The sequence below is a fragment of the Maribellus comscasis genome, assembly GCF_009762775.1.
Lineage (GTDB): Bacteria > Bacteroidota > Bacteroidia > Bacteroidales > Prolixibacteraceae > Draconibacterium > Draconibacterium comscasis.
The window spans coordinates 3,855,728-3,876,957 of record NZ_CP046401.1 but is presented as its reverse complement, the minus strand read 5'-3'; the positions used below and the strand labels follow the sequence as shown (position 1 = coordinate 3,876,957).

Genomic DNA, 21,230 nt, shown 5'->3' with positions numbered 1-21,230 from the left:
CCGGCTAATTAAAACCAACAGCTGTAAAACCGACCCAGTGACGATTTGTTGCGATTGCGGTTTTACCCATGCCTAAATCCTTAACCGGAAGTTCAGGGTGATCAATCGTAGTTTGATAGCCCAAAGGGACCCCGTTTAAGGATTTTGTTTTTTGTAATTTTTGCAGGTTGCCGGCAACTTTTAACCCCAACGGAACGGAATATCTTCCGCACCATGTCCTTTTATATTCTTTAAAATTATCCTCGTTAACGGTAGTTTTAAAAAACAGGTTTGCCTTTTCGCTGGTTAACTCCCCGGTAAAACAACTTTCAATAATCCTCTTTTCTTTTTCAAGCGCTTTTTGTGTCCCCGGGCTATCGGTTCCAAACGGGGCTAAATCCAATCCGCTCCAATCCTCATCACCGTAATGAACGGCGTCGGTAGTAATAAGGATTGAAAAATCCCGCCCCCAGTTCAGGCTTTGTGCTTTTGCAAGTGAGTGGATTGCATTTGCCAGTTGCAAAGAAATAGTATCCATTTTTGAAAGTGACATAAAGGGAACAAGAATACTGATGACTTCTACATTCGGATTTTGCTCCTGCAAAAATGGAATCATCGACTCAACGGAGTGTTCCACCATTTGCATACTATCATGAACAACAAAAAGATCCTTGGGTAACTTTTCAATAATTTGATCGCGCAACGGAGAAACGCGAACATCTCCGTAAGGTCCTTTCCATGCGTCAAAACTGTCGAAAACAATTCTGTTGTTCAGATGAAACAAAGCAGCTTTATGCGCAACTCCAAAAATGATAAGTGTTTTCGATTTTACATTTTTTAAAACTGCAGGATACAACCAACTCGCATAGGTATAATCATCATGAGGACAAATCGCAGCTTTCCAAAATAAACTGCTGTCCTGATTTACTTCTTCCAACTCATTTTTAAATTGAGAATTGATACGCGATACAACAGAATCCATCTGCCAGTCGAGATGAGCAAAACCAATGGTATCAATAACTTCCCGGATTCTCAGACCTTTATTATCCGGAGGCTTCATCTGATTACAAAAAGTGAATAAATACAAAAGGAGAAATGCCGGGAGCCAAACTGCAGTTTTCATTCTATTTTTTTCTTAATATACAAAATTTTAATCATGTTTAACAAACAAAAAGCCGACTCTTTACAGAATCGGCTTACAGACCTTAACGAATACATGAAATCGAAATAAGGTAAAAAGTCTGTTTTTCAAGAACGAATTTGCTGTTTAATTATTTTCCTCGCTTTCTTCAACTTCTACTTCCACTTCAACATCTTTTTTGTCGCCTCTTTTTACTTCTTTTATACGAATTACTTTCCCCTCTTCCTGAATGACTTTAACGGTCTCTTCTTCTCCGTCTAAATGAAATACATTTTCATCATCTGAAATCCGGGTTTTCCCGTCCTTCGTTTTTGCAACAACCACTTTATGAACTTTGGGTGTACTCCAGGAAGTGGCATGACCTCCTTTTTCGTTGATTATAATTTCTTCCACTTTCCGAGTTTTAACTTTACCGGGTTCAGTTCTGACAATGGTAATCTTTTCCTTCCCATCTTTCATTTTTTTCTTTTTATAGGAAATAATGCCAGGATCGCTCAAATCGATAATATTTTCAGTGTTTGCATTTTCCAAAAAATGGAGCCGTGGCACAGGTGGTACAGGAGGAACTCCCGGAACTTTTGGCGCAACAAAAATGCGGTTTTCCCCTTTGTCGCCGTGCCAAACCATAACATCGTGATCGCCGTGCAAATCGTCCTTTCTCATATCAAAGCGATATTCCAAAGTTGAATCTCCATCCGATTTCAACACAAATACATTTCCTTTGCCATGGCTGTCAACATCAAAATCGAAATCAAAATCCATGTCTCCCAACAGGGAATCAGGAACAAATTCTCTTTTCGAAAACCATTTCATACCTCCTCCTATCGTATCGCCATTCCACACAAAAAAATCGTCGTTGCTTAAAATGGTATCCAGTTCTGTTTTATTTCCATCTTCATCAACCTTTACCAATTTAATGTGCCGTTCCTTCTTTTTTCCACGCGGAGGATCCTGTGGATTTTCGCGTAATGAAAATGAAGAAAGTAAAAATGCTGCACATACAAGTACCGTTGTAATCCCAAAAATTCGTTTCATATTTTTCAATTTTAATTCAATTCTATTTCGACACAAATATAACTTACAACCAAACTATCAATCAGTTAAAGCCCGGTTAAAATCTGTTAAGGAAAAGTTAAAATCAGATTTACACCCACTTAAATATCTATATTTGAACTGTTTTTAGTTCAGTCCAGAGAATTCAAACAGAAAATTCAGAATGAATAAAAAGATTATTACAGGTTTAATCGTATTAATGGGAATTTCAATTCTCGGAATTATCACCGTGCAGTTGGTTTGGATGAACAATGCAATACGTGTTAAAAATGAATTGTTCAGCAGAAGTGTAAACGATGCATTAAACAGTACGGTAGCCAAACTGGAAGATCTGCATAATTTTAATGTAGTAAACCGGATGGCTTTTGCCGATTCGATTCACTGGAGCAGCACCAATAGGTCAAACATCTCTTTCAGAACACTACCCCACCCTCCTGGTGTTTTATTGCCCGACTCGGTAAAACGCGCGCCGCAGCCTGTGCGTGTTATTCGTGAAGTAAATCCAAAACGAAAAAATGCTCGTTTCGAAATAAAAATCGATTCCGACAATAAAACATCCGTAAATACTTATGAATATAGTTTTGACGTTGACACCGGGGAGGAACAAGAAATTGATAAGATTATTATTGCCGGCGACGATTCGGCAACAAATAATATCTTTATGATTAAAAAAGACTCTTTTATAACGAATATTACCGATATCGATTCGATATATTCCGTGGGACTAGTAAGAATTGATTCTTTAATAACCAACCTTGATACGATTGCTGTTGTTGCACCCGATATTTCAAGACGGGCGGAGGTAAAAGCCGGAAAACTTAAAAGAATAGCCAACCAGGTAGTTACCGAAATTTCAGCCTGGGATGTGCAAAACGTTGATACAACGCTCATCAAAAAAGTACTGACAGAAGAATTGGCAAACAAAGATATTCCTATCGACTTTGAATATGCCATATTAAAAGACAGCAGTTTTTTGGATAATCCAACGGGAACAAGCGATTCCTTAAAACTGTTAAATACAGATTACAAAATTGAACTTTACCCGCACGATATCATTCAAAAAAACCTGAAACTGGCTGTGTTTTTTCCGGGACGCGATAGTTTTATTTATCGCTCGCTAAACTGGTTGCTCATTGCCTCTTTTCTTTTTTCGCTGATAATTCTGGTCACGTTTAGTCTGAGCATTTTTTACATTCTGCGTCAGAAAAAAATATCGGAGATGAAATCCGACTTTATTAATAACATGACGCATGAGTTTAAAACCCCAATCGCCACCATTTCTGTTGCCACCGACTCAATTACCAACAATAAAGTAATTCAGAATCCCGAAAAAATAAAATACTTTACGGGAATGATAAAAAAAGAAAACACCCGAATGAACCGGCAGGTGGAAGATATTTTAACTATTGCACGTTTGGATAAAAAAGAATTTGAATTCTTATGGGAACCCGTGGATGTGCACGATTTGATTCAGGATGCCGTTCAGGGAATTATTTTGCAGATTGAAAAACGAGAGGGAAAAATAGAGACACACTTTAATGCGAAAAATCCGGTGGTTACAACCGACAAAATGCATTGTACAAATATTATTTATAACTTGCTTGACAACGCCAATAAATACTCGGCTGAGCTACCTGATATTAAAATTACAACTGCAAGCAAACCCAAAGGTGTATTAATTTCGGTTGAAGACAAAGGCATTGGAATGAGCAAGTCGGTACAAAGCAAAATTTTTGAACGTTTCTACCGGCAAACCAGCGGAAACATCCACAATGTGAAAGGGTTCGGGCTTGGGTTAAGTTATGTGAAAGCAGTGGTGGAAGCCAACCAGGGAGCGATTACCGTTCATAGTGAAGCCGGAAAGGGCAGTCGTTTTGATTTGTTTGTTCCTTACACAAGAAGCTAAAAAGATTAAAACCTGATTTTTTGATTTTAATATAAAATGGATCAGCAATACAACATATTCCTCGTGGAAGACGATTTAAGTTTTGGGGCGGTTTTAAAATCCTATCTCGAACTAAACGACTACAATGTTGCCTGGGTTGACGACGGAAAACTGGCAATGGAAAAATTCCGTGAAAATGAATATCATATTTGTATTTTGGATGTGATGCTTCCAAATATCGACGGTTTTACGATCGGGACTGAAATTCGAAAAATGAATAAGGATATTCCAATGGTTTTTCTGACAGCCAAAACCTTAAAAGAAGATATTTTAAAAGGGTACAATGTAGGAGCCGACGATTATATCACCAAACCTTTCGACACTGAAGTTTTGTTGTGTAAAATTCAGGCAATTATCAAGCGACAATCAACAACTCCGGTAAACAACGATGTTCTTTTTGAAATTGGGTCCTACCGTTTTGATTCAAAATTGAGACACATTGAACGGAAGGGTATAAAACAAAAACTGTCTCCCAAAGAATCGGATTTGCTAAAGCTACTTTGCCAAAATAAAAATGAATTGCTTCCCCGTGAAAACGCCTTGCAAAAAATATGGGGCGACGATGGTTATTTTACAGCGCGCAGTATGGATGTGTTTATTACTAAACTTCGAAAATATTTGTCTGAAGATCCAAATATCGAAATCAAAAATATCCACGGAAGTGGTTTCTTGCTGGAGGTAAAAACTCCTTCCTGACATTCCCATAACATATCTTTTTCAGGAATCATACTGTTTGCGCTAAAAGAAAAAATAAGAGAACAGCTATTTCATTTTTACACACACTTTGTTCGGGTTGAGGCACCTGTTGTTTGAATATTTCCGTTGCCTTTTTTTATCTTTAGGTCAAATACCACAAAGAAACAATGAAAGAAAAACAAAAAGTTGCACTTATTACAGGAGCCTCCCGTGGAATTGGGAAAGCCATCGCTATTGGATTGGCAAAAACAGGATACCGGGTTGTTTTAACGGGAAGAAGCCTGAATGATTTGGAAAAAGTAGCCCGGGAAATTCAAGATTTCTCTTCTCCTGAACCATTCGTTTATCAATTGGATATCAGTAACAGCCAGCAAATAACTGAAACCATAAAAAAAATAGTGAAAGAAACCGGACAGATTGATGTACTGGTAAACAACGCCGGTATTTTCTTTGATGGTTCGCTGTCGCTGTCTGAAGAAAAATTTAAATCGTTACTCGATGTCAATCTCACTGCGCAATTTGTGATTTTACAGGAAGTTGTTCCGGTAATGAAAATACAAAAAACGGGCTATATCTTTAACATCTCTTCCCGCGCCGGAGTAATCGGATTTGCCGGAAATGCAGGTTATGTAGCTTCAAAATTTGGTTTTGTTGGCTTGAGTCAGTCATTATACCGCGAGCTCACACCACAGGGAATAAAAGTAACCGCCATTTGTCCGAGCTGGGTAAACACACGGATGGCCTATGAAGCAGGGACACCTGCTGAACCGGAAGAAATGATCCAGCCCGAAGATATTTTTGAAACTATAAAATGGCTGTTGAGCCTGTCACCGGGAGCAAGTGTTAAAGAAATTGTTGTAGATGCCCCTAAAAGCATCCATTAAATTTAGGATTATTTCTTATCTTCAATCGTTATAATCTAAACCTGGAAAAATGAAACCATCTCGCAGAAATTTTGTAAAAACAATGATGGCGGTGCCATTTGCAGCCTCCGGATTAAATCTATTCGCGTCAAACTCAAAATCAGTAAACAAAAAATACGGGCACAAATTTAAAATCAGCCTGAATGTATATTCTTTCAACCAACCACTGCGCGATGGAAAGATTGATTTATTTGATGTGCTTCATTTTTGCGCCAAATACAACTTCGATGCTATCGATCCGACAGGATACTATTTTCCTGCATATCCCGAGGTTCCCCCGAATGATTTTATGACAAAATTTAAACGGGATGCTTTTTTACTCGGACTGGACATTAGTGGCACAGGAGTGCGAAACGATTTTGCCCATCCCGACAAAAAAAGTCGCGATGCGGATATCAAAATGATAAAAGAATGGATTCAGGCGGCGGCAAAAATGGGAATTCCAAACATTCGGGTTTTTTCCGGCACAAATCCCCACGAAGGTTTTTCGCGCGACCAGGTATTTGACTGGATGGCTGAAGATTTAAAAACATGTTGCAGTTTTGCCAAAGACTACGGCGTTATTGTTGCACTTCAAAACCACAACGATTTTATAAAAACGGCTGACGATGTCGATCGGATTTTTAACAGCGTAAATTCAGAATGGCTGGGATTAAATCTTGATATTGGAAGTTACAGGCAAAACGATCCCTATAAAGAAATTGAACGAAATACAAAATATGCCGTCACATGGCAGATCAAAGAAAATGTTTGGATAAACGGAGAGGAAACTCCGACCGACTTTGTAAAACTGTTCAGAATAATAAAAGAGTCGGGGTACCGCGGATATCTCCCGTTGGAAACATTGGGTGAAGGCGATCCTTTCAAAAAAGTACCGGTTCTTCTTGAAAAAGTAAAAAATGCACTCGACATTGTTGAATCAGAATAAAAAGTTATGCCGGAATTACCACAAAAAGCGACTTTAAAAAACTTTCAGCAATATGTTTCAGAGCTTGAAGCTGAACGGGGTTTTTCCCAACAAACAGTTCTCGACAAATGTCTTCTTTTGGGTGAGGAAATCGGTGAACTTTTTAAAGCCATTCGAAAATCGGAAGGCCTGGCTGTTGATGAGCATTCTCATTTTTCGGAAATCGGTGACGAACTGGCCGATATTTTTATCTATATCTGCGCCATTGCCAACCGGAAAGGAATAGACATGGAGACGGCATTCCTAAAAAAAGAAGAAAAAAATAAACTTCGAACCTGGAAGTCAATTTAAATATGGAACAAGTAAGGATATCTTTTGATAAAATGAAATCGGTTTTTAAACGGGTTTTGCTGAAGTACAGTTTTGAAGAATCAAAAGCTGAAAAATGTGCAGATATTTTTACCACCAACAGCCTGGAAGGAGTTTATTCGCACGGCGTTTATCGCTTTCCTCGTTTTATCGATTACATCCGACAAGGTTTTATAAGGGTTGATGCAATTGCGGAACTCGCAAATGCCACCGGAGCCCTGGAGCAATGGAATGGAAATTCAGGACCGGGGCCCATTAATGCAGAAATATGCTCCAAACGGGCAATGGAAGTAGCTTCAAAAAACACCATAGGATGTATTGCATTGGGGAATACCAACCATTGGATGCGTGCCGGACTGTATGGCTGGCAGGCAGCAAAAAATGGATTTGCATTTATTGCCTGGACAAACACAATTGCCAACATGCCGGCATGGGGCGCTGCAGACAGCAAACTGGGAAACAATCCACTGGTTTTTGCTGTGCCTTACGGAGAAAGTGCTATTGTTCTCGATTTTTCCATGACACAATTTTCCTACGGGAAAATGGAAGCTTCTCAACTGGAAGGAAAAAACCTGCCCTTTGATGGCGGATTTAATAAAAAGGGAGAACTCACAAAAATACCGGGTGAAATTTTAGAAACCGGAAGGGCGCTTCCCATAGGATATTGGAAAGGAGCTGGTCTGTCATTATTGCTCGATATTTTTGCAGCCATTTTATCCGCCGGAAAAGCTACACACGAAATCAGTAAGCACGAGATTGAACATGCGGTTTCGCAGGTTTTTATTGCCATCGATTTAAAAAATTTACAGAATTATCCCGCCATTGAAAAATCAATCAATGATATCATCAATGATTTTAAAACTTCGATTTCGGAAAATGAGACGAACAAAATCCGATACCCCGGCGAAAGGATAAAAAAAACCAGAGAAGAAAACTTAAAAAAAGGAATACCGGTAAACCTGTCAATATGGCAAACAATTACCAAATTATAACCCTACAATTTGAGAACCTAATCACCAAACAACGACAGCATTTTAACCGGAACTTGTAAAATTAAATCCAAATTTCCGACATAAAAACTAAATGAATTGTTAATGGCGTTTTTTTTTAACATTTGTCATTTAACTTTTTAACCTTGCACTAGTCAAACACTATTTAGTAACCGAATTTTTTAAGAAAAACAACAAATTGTGGCAACAAAAAAGATTTTCAGGATTTCAATAACAGTTTTATTGATTCTTGTAATGGGGGGAATAATTCTGTACCCTAAACTCAAACCATTGTTATCAAAAGAAGAAAACGCTCAAAGCAGTATGCGGATGGCAGGCAGCAGAGCCAATCAACCTTTAATGGCAAGTGGTTATGTGTTGGTTCCTACTGAAATGAGTGAACTACGAAAAGCCGTTGGTTCGCTTTTACCGGATGAAGAAGTTGAGTTATCCTTTGAAACATCAGGTAAAATTGTAGGAATTTATTTTGATGAAGGAACCCGAGTAAAAAAAGGTGATTTACTGGCGAAAATAAACGACAGGCCATTACAGGCGCAATTGTTAAAACTTCAGGCACAGTTGAAACTTACAGAAGAAAAAGAATTCAGGCAGCGCCAGTTGCTTGACCGCGATGCCATCAGCCGCGAAAGCTATGATCAGATTTCTACAGAGTTGCAAGCTCTTCAGGCCGATATCAAATTAATTGAAGCACGGATAGCCGAAACCGAACTCAGGGCACCGTTTGACGGCATTGTTGGTTTGCGGATGATAAGTGAAGGTGCAATAGCAACCACACAAACCAAAATTGTACGACTTGTAAAAGTAAGTCCGTTGAAAATCGAATTTTCTATCCCGGAACGTTATGCAGGCGAAGTAAATCCCGGGTATCCCATTTCTTTTAATGTTGACGGTTTTACCGAAGAATTTCGGGCTAAAGTTTACGCTATAGAACCCAAAGTTGAACTGGAAACGCGAACTATTGTATTAAGAGCACTTTACCCAAATAAAAATGAAGAACTAAAACCCGGACGATATGCAAGTGTTACGGTTAAACTTTCGCAAATTGAAAATACTGTCTCAATTCCAACCGAAGCGGTTATTCCCGAAATGGACGGAGAAAAAGTATTTATTTTAAAAAATGGTAAAGCTGAACAAAGAAATGTTGTAATTGGCCTTCGCACTGAATCTCATATTCAAATTAAAAAGGGGCTGAATTTTGGCGACACCTTGCTTACCACCGCAACTCTTCAATTAAGGGAAAGCCTTCCTGTTCAACTCGATACCTTAATAACCAATCAAAATACAGTTTTGTAACATCATGAGTCTATCGTCATTAAGTATAAAACGACCGGTGTTGGCCACCGTATTTTCGCTGGTTATATTACTCTTTGGGGCTATTGGAATGACCTACCTCGGGGTAAGGGAGTTTCCAAGTGTAGACCCGCCGATTATTTCGGTAAGGACATCGTATCCGGGAGCCAACTCCGATGTTATCGAAACCCAGATTACAGAGCCTTTAGAGCAATCTATTAACGGAATACCGGGAATCAGGACATTAACCAGTTCGAGTAGCCAGGGAAGCAGCAGGGTAACAGTTGAATTCGAACTTTCTGTTGATTTGGAGACAGCTGCCAACGATGTGCGTGATAAAGTTTCACAAGCACAGCGGTATTTACCCCGTGACTGTGATCCTCCAACGGTATCAAAAGCTGATGCAGATGCCAGCCCCATTATGTTTATCGCCGTTAAAAGTGCCAAACGTTCACTCCTCGAACTTTCGGAGATTGCAGAATTAACTTTTAAAGAACAGCTGCAAACTATTTCAGGAGTGAGTTCAATAAGCATTTGGGGCGACAAAAGATATGCGATGCGCATTTGGCTCGATCCGGTAAAACTGGCGGGCTACCAAATGACTCCGCTTGACGTGCGGAATGCTATTTTGCGCGAAAACGTTGAACTTCCTGCAGGAAGTATTGAAGGTAACTCCACGGAATTGACCATCCGCGCACTTGGATTAATGACAACTGCCGAAGAGTTTAACAGCCTTATTTTAAAACAGTCGGGTGAACAGTTGATAAGAGTCCGTGATATTGGCCGTGCCGAAATTGGCCCTGAAGACATCCGGGGAATTATGAAAATGAACGGGATTCCGATGGTAGGTACCGTTATTATCCCACAGCCCGGCGCCAATCATATCGACATTGTTGATGATGTTTACGACAGACTCGAATACATCAAAAAAGATTTACCCGACGATGTTGAGATTGAAATTGGCTTTGACAATACCGATTACATTCGGACTTCCATCAAAGAAGTTCAAACCACCATTTACCTGGCTTTCTTTTTGGTTGTGGTTATTATTTTTGTGTTCCTTCGCGACTGGAGGACAACCGTTCTGCCCATACTGGTAATCCCGGTTTCGTTGGTTGGTTCATTTTTTATCATGTACATCGCTGGTTTTACAATAAATGTTTTAACCTTACTGGCCATTGTACTTTCCATTGGCCTTGTGGTTGATGATGCCATTGTGATGATGGAAAATATATATGTAAAGATTGAACAGGGAATGTCGCCGCGGGAAGCAGGAATTAAAGGTGCCAATGAAATTTTCTTTGCAATTATTGCAACAACAATTACACTTATTGCAGTATTTTTCCCCATCGTTTTTCTGGAAGGAATGACAGGTCGCCTTTTCCGGGAATTTAGCATTGTAATCGCAGGTGCTGTAGGTATTTCGTCGTTTGTAGCTTTGACGCTCACCCCCATGCTTTCAACAAAAATCCTGAAAACCAGACACAAAAGAAGTAAAGCTTACAACGCCTCTGAAAAGTTTTTTGTAAAACTTAACAATACCTATCAAAACTCTTTAAATTCATTTTTAAAGAAAAAATATATCTCATTAATTATCCTTCTCTCTTCCGGTGTATTTATTTATTTTTTATGGAAAATTATTCCGGCTGAGATGGCACCAATGGAAGACCGTTCTCAGTTAAACATTAACATCACAACTCCGGAGGGCTCTACCTACGAATATAATTTTGACTATGTAGAGGAAGTTAACGATGTCGTTAACAGGCTTGTGCCTGAGGCTGAGAAAGTAACCGCGATGGTAAGGGGAAGCTGGGCGTTTGTCCGGATTGTATTGGTCGATCCCTCCGAAAGAGAACGTTCTCAACAGGAAATAGCAGCCCAGTTAACAGCAGAATTGCGAAAGATGACAAAGGCCAGAGCCAGCGTTATCCAGCAATCTACATTTGGAGGGCGAAGGGCCGGCTTGCCTATTCAGTACGTTTTACAAGCGCCCACCATCGAGAAACTTCGGGAAATATTACCCGAATTTATGGCAAAAGTTCAGGACAACCCCATTTTTGAAATGGCAGATGTAAACCTAAAATTTACAAAGCCTGAACTTCAAATAGAGATTGACCGCGACAAAGCCAATTTGTTGGGAGTATCAACTCAAAATATTGGCCAGACACTCCAGTTGGCGCTCAGCGGACAACGATTTGGCTACTTTATAATGAACGGAAAACAATATCAGATTTTGGGAGAACTCGCCCGGCAGGACAGAAATAAACCACTTGATTTAAAGTCGCTGTATGTTCGGAACAACAGTGGTGAAATGGTTCAACTCGATAATTTTGTTTCCCTGAAAGAATCAACCGCCCCTCCACAATTGTACCGCTACAACCGATTTGTGTCGGCAACGGTTTCTTCAGGTTTGGCTGAAGGCCGAACCATTAGTGAAGGACTGGCAGAAATGGATAAAATTGCAGCGGAAGTTCTTGATGACACCTTTAGAACAGCGTTGGCGGGTGACTCCAAAGATTTTATGGAAAGCTCATCGAGTTTGATGTTTGCGTTCCTTTTGGCGATTGTTTTAATTTTCCTTGTACTTTCGGCACAGTTTGAAAGTTTTAAAGACCCGATTATTGTAATGATGACCGTACCATTAGCCCTTACCGGAGCGATGTTTTTTATGTGGTACTTTAATGTTACGATGAATATTTTTAGCCAGATTGGTATCATCATGCTGATTGGTCTGGTGTCGAAAAATGGTATTTTGATTGTTGAATTTGCCAACCAGCGCAAAGAAGCCGGCATGAGTAAATTTGATGCCATCAAATTTGCATCTGCTGCCAGATTCCGGCCAATTTTAATGACCAGTTTATCAACTGTTTTAGGAATTCTTCCTTTGGCAATGGGATTGGGAGAGGGAGCACAAAGCCGTGTTGCAATGGGTATTGCCGTTGTTGGCGGATTAACCATTTCAACATTCCTTACATTGTATGTAGTACCAGGAATTTACTTATTTATTTCAAGTGAAACAAAATCTATCAAAGATGAATCAAAAAGTCCTGAAAAAAACAAACCGGCATATCATTAAAAAAACAACAATCATTCTTCTGTTTTTTATATTTGTTTTCCAGCACAACAAAGCGCAGGAAATCTATGATTTGAGTCGTTGTATAACAACCAGCCTTGAACAAAACTATGCGGTAAAAATCGTTCGAAACCAGGAAGAAATTGCCGAAAACAATGTAACCCGGGGAAATGCCGGTTATTTACCAACTATTACAACGACAAACCGGTATGGAGCAAATTTGACTACTACTACTCAAAATATGAATGATGGTTCGGAACGGGTGTCAAGTGGTATTTACAATACAACAGGATCGGCTGGACTAAACTTTAACATGACAATATTCGACGGTTTTAATGTAAAAACAAGCTATCAGAAATTGAACGAGTTAAAAAAAATGGGAGAACTCAATACCCAAATGTCCATCGAAAATCTGGTTGCCCAAATTGCCGCTGAATACTACTATTACATCCAGCAGATAAACTATTTCAAAAATATGGAATATGCTGTTTCATTGTCGAGAGAGCGGGCCAGAATAGATGAAGAACGTTATTTGCTCGGAGCCTCTTCAAAACTTGAACTGCTTCAGTCGATTGTTTATCTTAATGCCGACAGTTCAAATTTAGCCAGACAGAACGAAGCGATTCTTGAATCGGAAATACGCTTAAAAAAGCTGATGGCGGTGGAAAACCTGGAAGAACTTATCGGTGTAAAAGATTCTTCCATCATATTTAATCCTGATCTTGTATACAACGAGTTGCTTGATGCAACGATGAATTTTAACACCGGTCTTCAAATCGCAAGAAAAAATCAGACCATTTCTGAACTCGATTATAAAATTATAGCATCGCGGGCTTATCCCTACCTGTATTTGTCTTCAGGCTATACCTACACTTATCGCGGGTATGGAACAGGTTCAATAAGCGATTACGGAACGCTTGCCATAAGTAACCAGCAATCCCGGGCATTTAACTACGGGCTGAATTTAAGTATGGATATTTTTGACGGGAATAACCGGCGCAGGGAAAAAGCAAATGCACAAATTGACGTCAAAAACAAGGTGATACAACTCCGCGAAGTAGAACAGGATATTAAAGCGGAATTACTTACCGTGTATTATGCCTACGAGAACAATCTTCGTTTGGTACAAATGGAAGAACAAAACCTGGAAGTTGCGCGTGAAAACCTTGAAATTGCTTTGGAAAGATATAAACTGGGAAGCCTTTCCGGAATAGAACTTCGCGAGGTTCAAAAAAGTTTGCTTGATGCCGAACAACGTTTAATCTCGATAAAATATCAAACAAAACTGGCTGAAATTTCACTGCTCCAGATTTCCGGTAAAATTATGGATTACGCATAAATTCAGGATAGCAGTGTTCGGCCCCGGGATATGAGCATTCTATCCCGGGATATGCTCGTTGTAGCCAGAGATATGATCATGCTATCCCTGTTTTTAGCACAAAAAAACGCTGTTTTACCACGTAAAACCGGGATATGATCATGCTATCTCAGGATATCATCACGCTATCCAGGGATATGGTCTTGCCCGCGTTGGATATTGTCATTCTATCCAGGGATATTATCGTTCTATCCATAGATAGAATCATTGTATCCCGCCACAGGATGGTTCTATCCCTCTTTGCAATATTTCCAAAACCGGCTAACGGCGGGAGATTGAACAGTTTTTTACAAAAAGATATCCCTCGTGCCAAATTTACAGACCGGAAAAAAACTCCTTGGTTTTAAAATAAATGATTGTTATCGGCAAGTTTAAATATAGAACAATCACTAAATTAATTAAACCTTTGGACTTTTCAACAAACTAACTTTGGGCTTTACAGCAAACCATTTTGTTTTTTATATGCTAATCTTTGTATCAGAATAGAAACAGTAAAAAACAGAACACTATGTGGACAATAAACAATATTCCGGATCAAACCGGAAAAACAGTAATAGTAACAGGTGCAAATGTTGGTATTGGCTATGAAACAGCCCTTGCTTTATACAAAGCTGGTGCAAATGTGATGCTTGCCTGCAGAGATCCCAAACGTGCAAAAGATGCGCTGGCTGAATTACAAAAAACAAATGGGAAAGGTCAATTGGAAAGTGCTATACTGGACTTATCAGATTTAGATTCTGTTCAGCGATTCTCAGAAGACTTTATTCAAAATCACCATCAGCTGGACATACTGATTAACAATGCCGGTGTGTCAATGCCTCCGGCATCAAAAACGAAGGAAGGATATGAATTGCAATTTGGCGTGAACTTTCTAGGACATTTTGCGCTTACAGGACATTTATATCCCTTACTTCAATCAACCCCGAATTCACGAATAGTAACCGTTAGCAGTAACGGGTATCAAACCGCGGTAATTGATTTTGATAATTTAAAATCTGAAATAAACTATGAACCTTTGCGTGAATACAGGCAGAGCAAATTGGCAGACTTAATATTTTCAATTGAATTGCACCGTAGAATTACGGAAAAAGGAGAAAAAGTGCTTTCCATTGCAGCACAGCCCGGGGCAAACAAAACTGAATTGACACGCCATTTGAGCGAAGAAGCTATCCAGGCGGGGATTGAACGTTTGGGCGAATTTATGGAGCCATGGCAGGGGGCTTTACCATCTTTATATGCTGCAGTTTCAAACGATGCGACTGGTGGTAATTTATATGAGCCCGATGAGGATGGATACAGAGGCTATCCAACTTTGACAAGTATTAAAGAAAACGCTTTGGATAAAACAGTTGCTAAACGGCTTTGGAATTTGGCTGAACAAATTACGGAAATTCACTTTCCAGTATAGCAGAAAACAAATAAGTTTATCAATGAACTCAACAGGAGAAAACTCGACCGGTAAAAGCCCTGATATATGGCAAGAGCAATTTATTTCATCGCACATTTTTCTATATGTAAAAAAAGGGATATTGCGATTTTTTGACGGAGACAAAACATTCACATTCAAGTCAGGTGAATACTTCATAGCAAGAAAAAACAGACTTGCACGATACATCAAAGAAAGGCGTACGAATGAATTTGACTATGTTGCCTTTATCTATGAAGAGGATTTTATAAAATCGTTTCAGGATAAATACAAGATACAGGAAAAGGACTTTTACGCTGCAGATACGTTTGTAAGAATAAAAGAAACCAAAGCAATCCCTTATTTCATTCGTTCACTTGAGTTCTATTATAACTCGTTAGGCAATCCGAACGATGCGTTCAGGAATGTGAAATATGAGGAATTATTAATCATTCTTCTACAAAATCAACCTGAATTTGCCGGACTGTTTTTTGATTTTGGGTTCCCTCAAAAAATAGATCTGGAAAAGTTTATGAACGGTAATTACAGATTTAATGTAAGCATAGAGCGCTTTGCTTTCTTAACCGGAAGAAGCTTATCAGCATTCAAACGTGACTTTGAAAACACATTTAAAACCTCACCCGGTAAATGGTTGGTTCAAAAAAGATTGGAGGAGGCTCATTTCCTTATTGAGGAGAAAAATCAAAAGGCATCTGACATCTATCTTAACCTGGGCTTTGAAAACCTGTCCCACTTTTCGTATGCATATAAAAAACGATTTGGACATTCACCAAGTGAAGTAATAGATAATAAGAAAAAAACCAGCCGATAGATTTTGCATATTGCAGGCCGGGGTTTGGTGGTATGCCAACTGCGAATTCTCGTTTCGGAAATAAAAAATTAGGCCGTTAATCAAGAATGTTTAGATTTGAGCAAACAAAAAAGCGAATAAATGAACAAATTTTTTAGAATATTTAAAAAGGTAATTTTATATACATTTTCCATTCTTTTACTTCTTTCAGTTGCGGGTTACATTTACCTCTATGTTCTTCCAAAAGGATCTGAAATCACAGCAACCAGTAAAATTAATGTAGGAATAGACTCTTTTGTTATCCACGCTTATAAAGATAGTGAGAGAAAATCAATTAAGGTATGGACTTACAAACCTGAAAATTGGAACAACAAAGACAAAATAGTTTTCGTTATGCACGGCGGTGGGCGAAATGCAGATGACTATCTAAACGCATGGGTTGAATTAGCCAATAAAAATAACCTACTAATAATAGCACCTGAATTCGAAAATAAGTTTTCAAGATATACAACGAACGACTATCAAGAGGGAAATTTATTTACCTTTTTTGGAACCAAAAACCCGAAAAGTGAATGGGCATACACAGTCGTTGAAAACATATTTGACCACATTAAATCGGTTAATAATATTACAAACGAGCAGTACGACATTTTTGGTCATTCAGCTGGCGGACAATTTGTACATAGAATGGTAATGTTGATGCCCGAATCGAGAATTGGAACAGCTATCGCGGCAAATTCCGGATTTTACAGTCTTCCAAACGAGAACCTTGAATTTCCGTATGGTATCAAAAACACAGAAACAGATTTGCAAAAATCTTACAAAAAAAGATTGATTATTCTTTTGGGAGAATTGGATAACGACCCAAGTTTAGGGACTTTTAGAACAACGGATTTGGCAATGGAACAAGGAGCACATAGGTTGGAACGTGGAACAAATTTTTATAATGCAAATAAGGAATTAGGAAATAAAAACAACTGGGAATTTAACTGGGCAATAGACACAGTAAAAAATATAGGTCACAACTATAAAAAAATGTCTGAAAGTGCAATTAAGTGGATAAAAACTAACCCTAACAATGCGGCAATCCAATAATTGTGACGCTAAACATTGCAAAACATAGATAATAACAGATTTATTTTTCATAAATTTGCACCATGTTAAATAACAATTTGGATATTGTATTGTAAACAATTTACACTTCTTGTGTAGATTGTCCTTTTCGTTTATTCTCGAATCTTTCTTTCGAGCAATTTTTCTATTAATATAACTAAAGTATAACAAGCATACTCTAAAATGAAAAGTATGTGTTAAAATTAATGTAATGAGTAATAACGAAAAACATACAATTCACGATTTTGATTTAAACATCATTTATGAATATTTTTCAAGCACAGAAAGACAAGGCCCCGGAAATATAGACGAAACCCTTAAAGCGTTGAGTTTTATAGACGGTCTTACCGAAAAGTCCAAAATTGCTGATATTGGCTGTGGAACAGGTGGTCAAACAATGGTATTAGGAGCACACACACCGTGTGAAATTATCGGTATTGATGCCTGGCACGGTTTTATTGATCAATTCAACCAAAATGCCCAAAATAAAAATCTTCAGGATAAAGTGAAAGGCATTGTTGGTAATATGGAGAACCTTCCATTTCAAGAAGAGGAATTTGATTTGATTTGGTCAGAAGGAGCAATTTATCATATGGGATTTGAAAAAGGATTAAAGAAATGGAGAAAATTTTTGAAACAAGGCGGATATATCGCAGTTACAGAAAATACCTGGTTTACTGAAGAACGACCTGCTGAAATTCAAAATTTTTGGCAGGAAATTTATCCTGAAATTGATACTATTCCGAATAAAGTTGCTCAAATGCAAAAGGCAGGTTATCTTCCGATTGCCACTTATATCTTACCAGAGAAAATTTGGACAGATTATTATTCTTCGCAAATATTGAAACGTGAATCTTTTCTGAAAAAATATAACGGCAACAAAACCGTAGAAGAATTTGTAGCCTCTCAGCAATATGAAGCAGAGTTATATTACAAATACAAAGCATATTACGGTTATATGTTTTATATTGGAAAGAAGATTTAAACGATGGTGAACCTGCTGTAAATTTGCAGTTGGATTAAAATGTAAAATTCCTTTCGTGTGTTAGCTTTTACGCACGAAAGGTTTTTTAATAATTTAGTGAAATGACAATTGGAAAAATGCCAGCCGATAACACTTTGTATAAGTAATGGAAGGCGATGTGGTAAAATTAAAGGTTTGTAGCCGGCTCAAACTGCGTTGCGGTTTGACAGAAAAGAAAAGTACAATGCAATCTGCTACTAATCATACAAGTTACAGTTAGCGAACAGAAATTGGCATACGCAAAGTAAGCGGAGCAAAAGTATCGGAAATACTTACAATGCTAAACAAAGACTTTAAAAATGGGTGGCAATAGCTTTTATAATTGCCTGCCCAATTGCATATTATGCTATGAATAAATGGCTCGAAAGCTTTGCTTATAAAACCACTTTAAGTTGGTGGATTCTTGCATTGGCAGGAATGCTGGCTTTGGGAATTGCATTATTAACGGTCAGTTGGCAAAGTTGGCGGGCGGCTACTCGAAATCCTGTTGAAGCTTTAAGATATGAATAATTAGAATTTCACCCCAAACCTTTTTTTCAAATTACCGGCAAATATCTGGCCGGTAGTAATAAATTTCAACCTTTTCCCAAGTTACCGGTTTCTTATTAAAAATGTTGCCCGTCATGAAAAGATATTTCGGTTATCATTTGGTGATTAGTTTTATCGTTCTAACAGGACTGTTTGCAGTACCACTGATTCTATTTTATAATTTTAAAACAGACACCCGCCTAAACGAAATCAAAACCCGTGAAACTCATAATCTGAAATTACAGCAAACAGTGATCGAAGAAACATTGGGAGGGGTTATTGATAATTTACTGCTTTTAAAGGAACATATAAAAACCAGTGGCGAACCCGTTAACGGTTATCAGAATTCCGGAATAGAAAAAGAAAGGTTAGAAAATGATTTCAAAGCATTTTCCATCGGGAAACACCGTCTTTATGATCAACTAAGACTGTTGAGTGCAAATGGCAATGAGGTGATAAGGGTAAATTTTAGCGAAGACAGTGTAAAAATCGTTGATGAAAATCATCTTCAGAATAAAAGCCACCGCTACTACTTTAAAGAACTCTCGAAGTTAAACGATGATGATATTTATATTTCACCTTTTGATTTAAATATAGAATACGGAAAAATTGAACAACCCATAAAACCGATGTTACGAATTGGAACCCCAATAATCGACAGCAGCGGTCAATTCTCGGGAGTTGTTTTAATCAATTATTTAGGTCAGAATATTCTTTCGTCGGTTAATGAATTAAAACCATCAGACTATTATATGATATTGAACCAAAACGGTTATTGGATACAAAATGACCGAGACCCGTCAGTTGAATGGAGTTTTATGTATGATAGCCTGAAAAATCAACGATTTCAGGATAGTTTTAATGCAGAGTGGACAGCAATACAAAACAACGAAAAAGGTCAGTTTCAAAATAAATCGGGACTATTCACCTATCAAACGGTGTATCCTGTTCGCGAAGATAGTCTTCAATATATTTCTGAAAAAGATGAACAAGAGACTGTAAATATTGTGAGAGACCAGGTAGGTTTCTGGAAACTTGTTTCTTATATTGACAATGCTACTTTACAGGCACAAACAACTCCTGTAAAAACCGAGAGAAATATCATTCTGCTTTTCTTTATTTTAATTTCTGCAGGACTTGCATATGGTGCTACGAAAATAAGAGTAAATGAGCTTATTGCTAAAAAAAATCTTAAAGATCTGAACAACAACCTTGAATACGAAGTAAGGCAACGAACCGAGGAAATTCGAAAAGCCCGGCAAAAAGCAGAAGAGAACGACCGGTTGAAGACAGCTTTTTTGAACAATATGAGCCACGAGATTCGCACTCCGTTAAATGCGATTATAGGCTTTGCTGATTTGATGGAAAAAAGTGATTATGATGATAAGGAGACAAAAAAATTCGCACATATTATCAATAAACGGGGAAATGATTTGTTGGTTATTGTAGATGATATTCTTGATATTTCTAAAATCGAATCAGGGCAGGTCTCAATTTATGAAGAACAGTGTGTTTTATACAATGAACTGTTTGAACTAACAGAATTATATAACGTACGCAAGCTGCAAACTGATAAGGCACATATAGAATTGCAGTTCGATTGCGCTTGTGTATCAGAAAAAGAGTGGGTAAAAATAGATATTGGCAAACTCAGACAAGTCCTTTCCAATCTTTTAAACAATGCTTTTAAATTTACTGAGAAAGGAAAAATTGAACTGAAATGCATAGCGCACGAAAATAAAATGCTTTTGTTTTCAGTGAGCGATACAGGTATTGGTATTCCGAAAGACAAACAGGAACGTGTTTTTGAACGATTTGTGCAATCGGAAAACAGATTAACAATTGAAACCGGGGGTACAGGCTTAGGCCTTTCAATTGTTAAAGGAATTGTAGATTTTCTGGGTGGCGAAGTATGGCTTGAGTCGACACCCGATGTGGGTAGTACTTTTTGTTTTACTATGCCATACAAAAAAGCGAATCAGGAAGAGGAAGATGCCGATTTAAATGAAAAGACAGACGATAGGTCATTAGAGATTTTAGTTGTAGAAGATGATCCAATCAATAATGAATACATCAAAACGATGTTCAATCAAACAAATCATAAATTAACAATCGCCGTAAGCGGAAGCCAGGCGTTACAATACGAAAACGACAAATTCTTCGACATCATTCTAATGGACATTAAACTGCCGGACATCAATGGAATGGAAGTGACAAAACAAATCCGCAAAAGAAATAAATCAATAAAAATAATTGCTCAAACCGCCTATGCGTCAATTGAAGACAAATTAGAAGCCCTGCGCTCAGGTTGTAACGAATACATTTCAAAACCATTACAAGTAAACAAGCTAATGGACTTGATTGTGAAATGATTTTTGGGTAGCAACAACTACTTTTCTCCCCCCTTCACTGCCGCAGATTTGCAATCTCAGCTATACAATTAAACTAAAAAAATACGTGAAATAAATCAGCATGACTAAAGAAAACAGTTGTCGTGAAATTGCAATAGAAGAGCGGGTTAATTGAATGCTAAAAAATAAACTCGATCCCCGCAGGTCTTCCTTTTCAAATATTGATGCTAAATG

The 21,230-nt window shown here is 38.1% G+C and carries 17 protein-coding genes; 15 read left to right on the top strand and 2 right to left on the bottom strand.

Annotated features, from left to right (window positions below):
* Positions 1-4: 4 nt before the first annotated feature.
* Both amrB and GM418_RS15335 read right to left on the bottom strand, forming a co-directional pair.
* Positions 5-1,102: an AmmeMemoRadiSam system protein B gene (gene amrB / locus GM418_RS15340; RefSeq protein WP_158867836.1), complete on the bottom strand. Its 1,098-nt coding sequence runs from the start codon at positions 1,100-1,102 to the stop codon at positions 5-7.
* Between the two features lie 144 nt (positions 1,103-1,246).
* Positions 1,247-2,155: a hypothetical protein gene (locus GM418_RS15335; RefSeq protein ID WP_158867834.1), complete on the bottom strand. Its 909-nt coding sequence runs from the start codon at positions 2,153-2,155 to the stop codon at positions 1,247-1,249.
* A 181-nt stretch (positions 2,156-2,336) separates the two neighbouring features.
* Between GM418_RS15335 and GM418_RS15330 the strand changes: the two genes are divergently transcribed.
* The 15 genes from GM418_RS15330 (at position 2,337) to GM418_RS15260 (ending at position 21,017) form a co-directional block, all read left to right on the top strand.
* Positions 2,337-4,079, top strand: coding sequence for a sensor histidine kinase (locus tag GM418_RS15330; protein ID WP_158867832.1), 1,743 nt, complete (start codon positions 2,337-2,339; stop codon positions 4,077-4,079).
* 36 nt (positions 4,080-4,115) lie between these two features.
* Positions 4,116-4,814, top strand: coding sequence for a response regulator transcription factor (locus GM418_RS15325; RefSeq protein WP_158867830.1), 699 nt, complete (start codon positions 4,116-4,118; stop codon positions 4,812-4,814).
* Between the two features lie 167 nt (positions 4,815-4,981).
* A complete protein-coding gene (locus GM418_RS15320) occupies positions 4,982-5,698 on the top strand; it encodes an SDR family oxidoreductase (RefSeq protein ID WP_158867828.1) in 717 nt (238 codons plus the stop codon).
* Between the two features lie 49 nt (positions 5,699-5,747).
* Complete coding sequence (locus tag GM418_RS15315) at positions 5,748-6,665, top strand: sugar phosphate isomerase/epimerase family protein (protein ID WP_158867826.1); 918 nt, start codon at positions 5,748-5,750, stop codon at positions 6,663-6,665.
* Positions 6,666-6,671: 6 nt separating this feature from the next.
* Entirely contained in the window at positions 6,672-6,995 is a 324-nt protein-coding gene (locus tag GM418_RS15310; protein ID WP_158867824.1) for a MazG nucleotide pyrophosphohydrolase domain-containing protein, read from the top strand.
* Positions 6,996-6,997: 2 nt separating this feature from the next.
* Complete coding sequence (gene yiaK / locus GM418_RS15305) at positions 6,998-8,005, top strand: 3-dehydro-L-gulonate 2-dehydrogenase (RefSeq protein ID WP_158867822.1); 1,008 nt, start codon at positions 6,998-7,000, stop codon at positions 8,003-8,005.
* 198 nt (positions 8,006-8,203) lie between these two features.
* The gene (locus GM418_RS15300; protein WP_158867820.1) at positions 8,204-9,316 is read left to right on the top strand and encodes an efflux RND transporter periplasmic adaptor subunit; all 1,113 of its coding nucleotides are present in this window, start codon (positions 8,204-8,206) and stop codon (positions 9,314-9,316) included.
* A gap of 4 nt (positions 9,317-9,320) precedes the next feature.
* Positions 9,321-12,389 carry an efflux RND transporter permease subunit gene (locus tag GM418_RS15295; RefSeq protein ID WP_158867818.1) on the top strand — a complete coding sequence of 1,023 codons (3,069 nt, stop codon included), beginning with the start codon at positions 9,321-9,323 and terminating at the stop codon, positions 12,387-12,389.
* Positions 12,346-13,725 carry a TolC family protein gene (locus GM418_RS15290; RefSeq protein WP_158867816.1) on the top strand — a complete coding sequence of 460 codons (1,380 nt, stop codon included), beginning with the start codon at positions 12,346-12,348 and terminating at the stop codon, positions 13,723-13,725. Before GM418_RS15295 ends, GM418_RS15290 begins: the two co-directional genes overlap by 44 nt.
* Before the next feature lie 547 nt (positions 13,726-14,272).
* Positions 14,273-15,172, top strand: coding sequence for an oxidoreductase (locus GM418_RS15285; protein WP_158867814.1), 900 nt, complete (start codon positions 14,273-14,275; stop codon positions 15,170-15,172).
* A 22-nt stretch (positions 15,173-15,194) separates the two neighbouring features.
* Positions 15,195-16,001 (top strand): helix-turn-helix domain-containing protein, encoded by an 807-nt coding sequence (locus GM418_RS15280; RefSeq protein WP_158867812.1) that lies wholly within the window; start codon positions 15,195-15,197, stop codon positions 15,999-16,001.
* Between the two features lie 120 nt (positions 16,002-16,121).
* Positions 16,122-17,075: an alpha/beta hydrolase family protein gene (locus GM418_RS15275; protein ID WP_158867810.1), complete on the top strand. Its 954-nt coding sequence runs from the start codon at positions 16,122-16,124 to the stop codon at positions 17,073-17,075.
* 229 nt (positions 17,076-17,304) lie between these two features.
* Positions 17,305-18,078, top strand: coding sequence for a class I SAM-dependent methyltransferase (locus GM418_RS15270; RefSeq protein WP_158867808.1), 774 nt, complete (start codon positions 17,305-17,307; stop codon positions 18,076-18,078).
* Between the two features lie 342 nt (positions 18,079-18,420).
* Positions 18,421-18,627, top strand: a complete 207-nt coding sequence (locus GM418_RS15265; RefSeq protein WP_158867806.1) for an ABC transporter permease — start codon at positions 18,421-18,423, stop codon at positions 18,625-18,627.
* A 113-nt stretch (positions 18,628-18,740) separates the two neighbouring features.
* Positions 18,741-21,017, top strand: coding sequence for a hybrid sensor histidine kinase/response regulator (locus GM418_RS15260; RefSeq protein WP_158867804.1), 2,277 nt, complete (start codon positions 18,741-18,743; stop codon positions 21,015-21,017).
* Positions 21,018-21,230 lie beyond the last annotated feature (213 nt).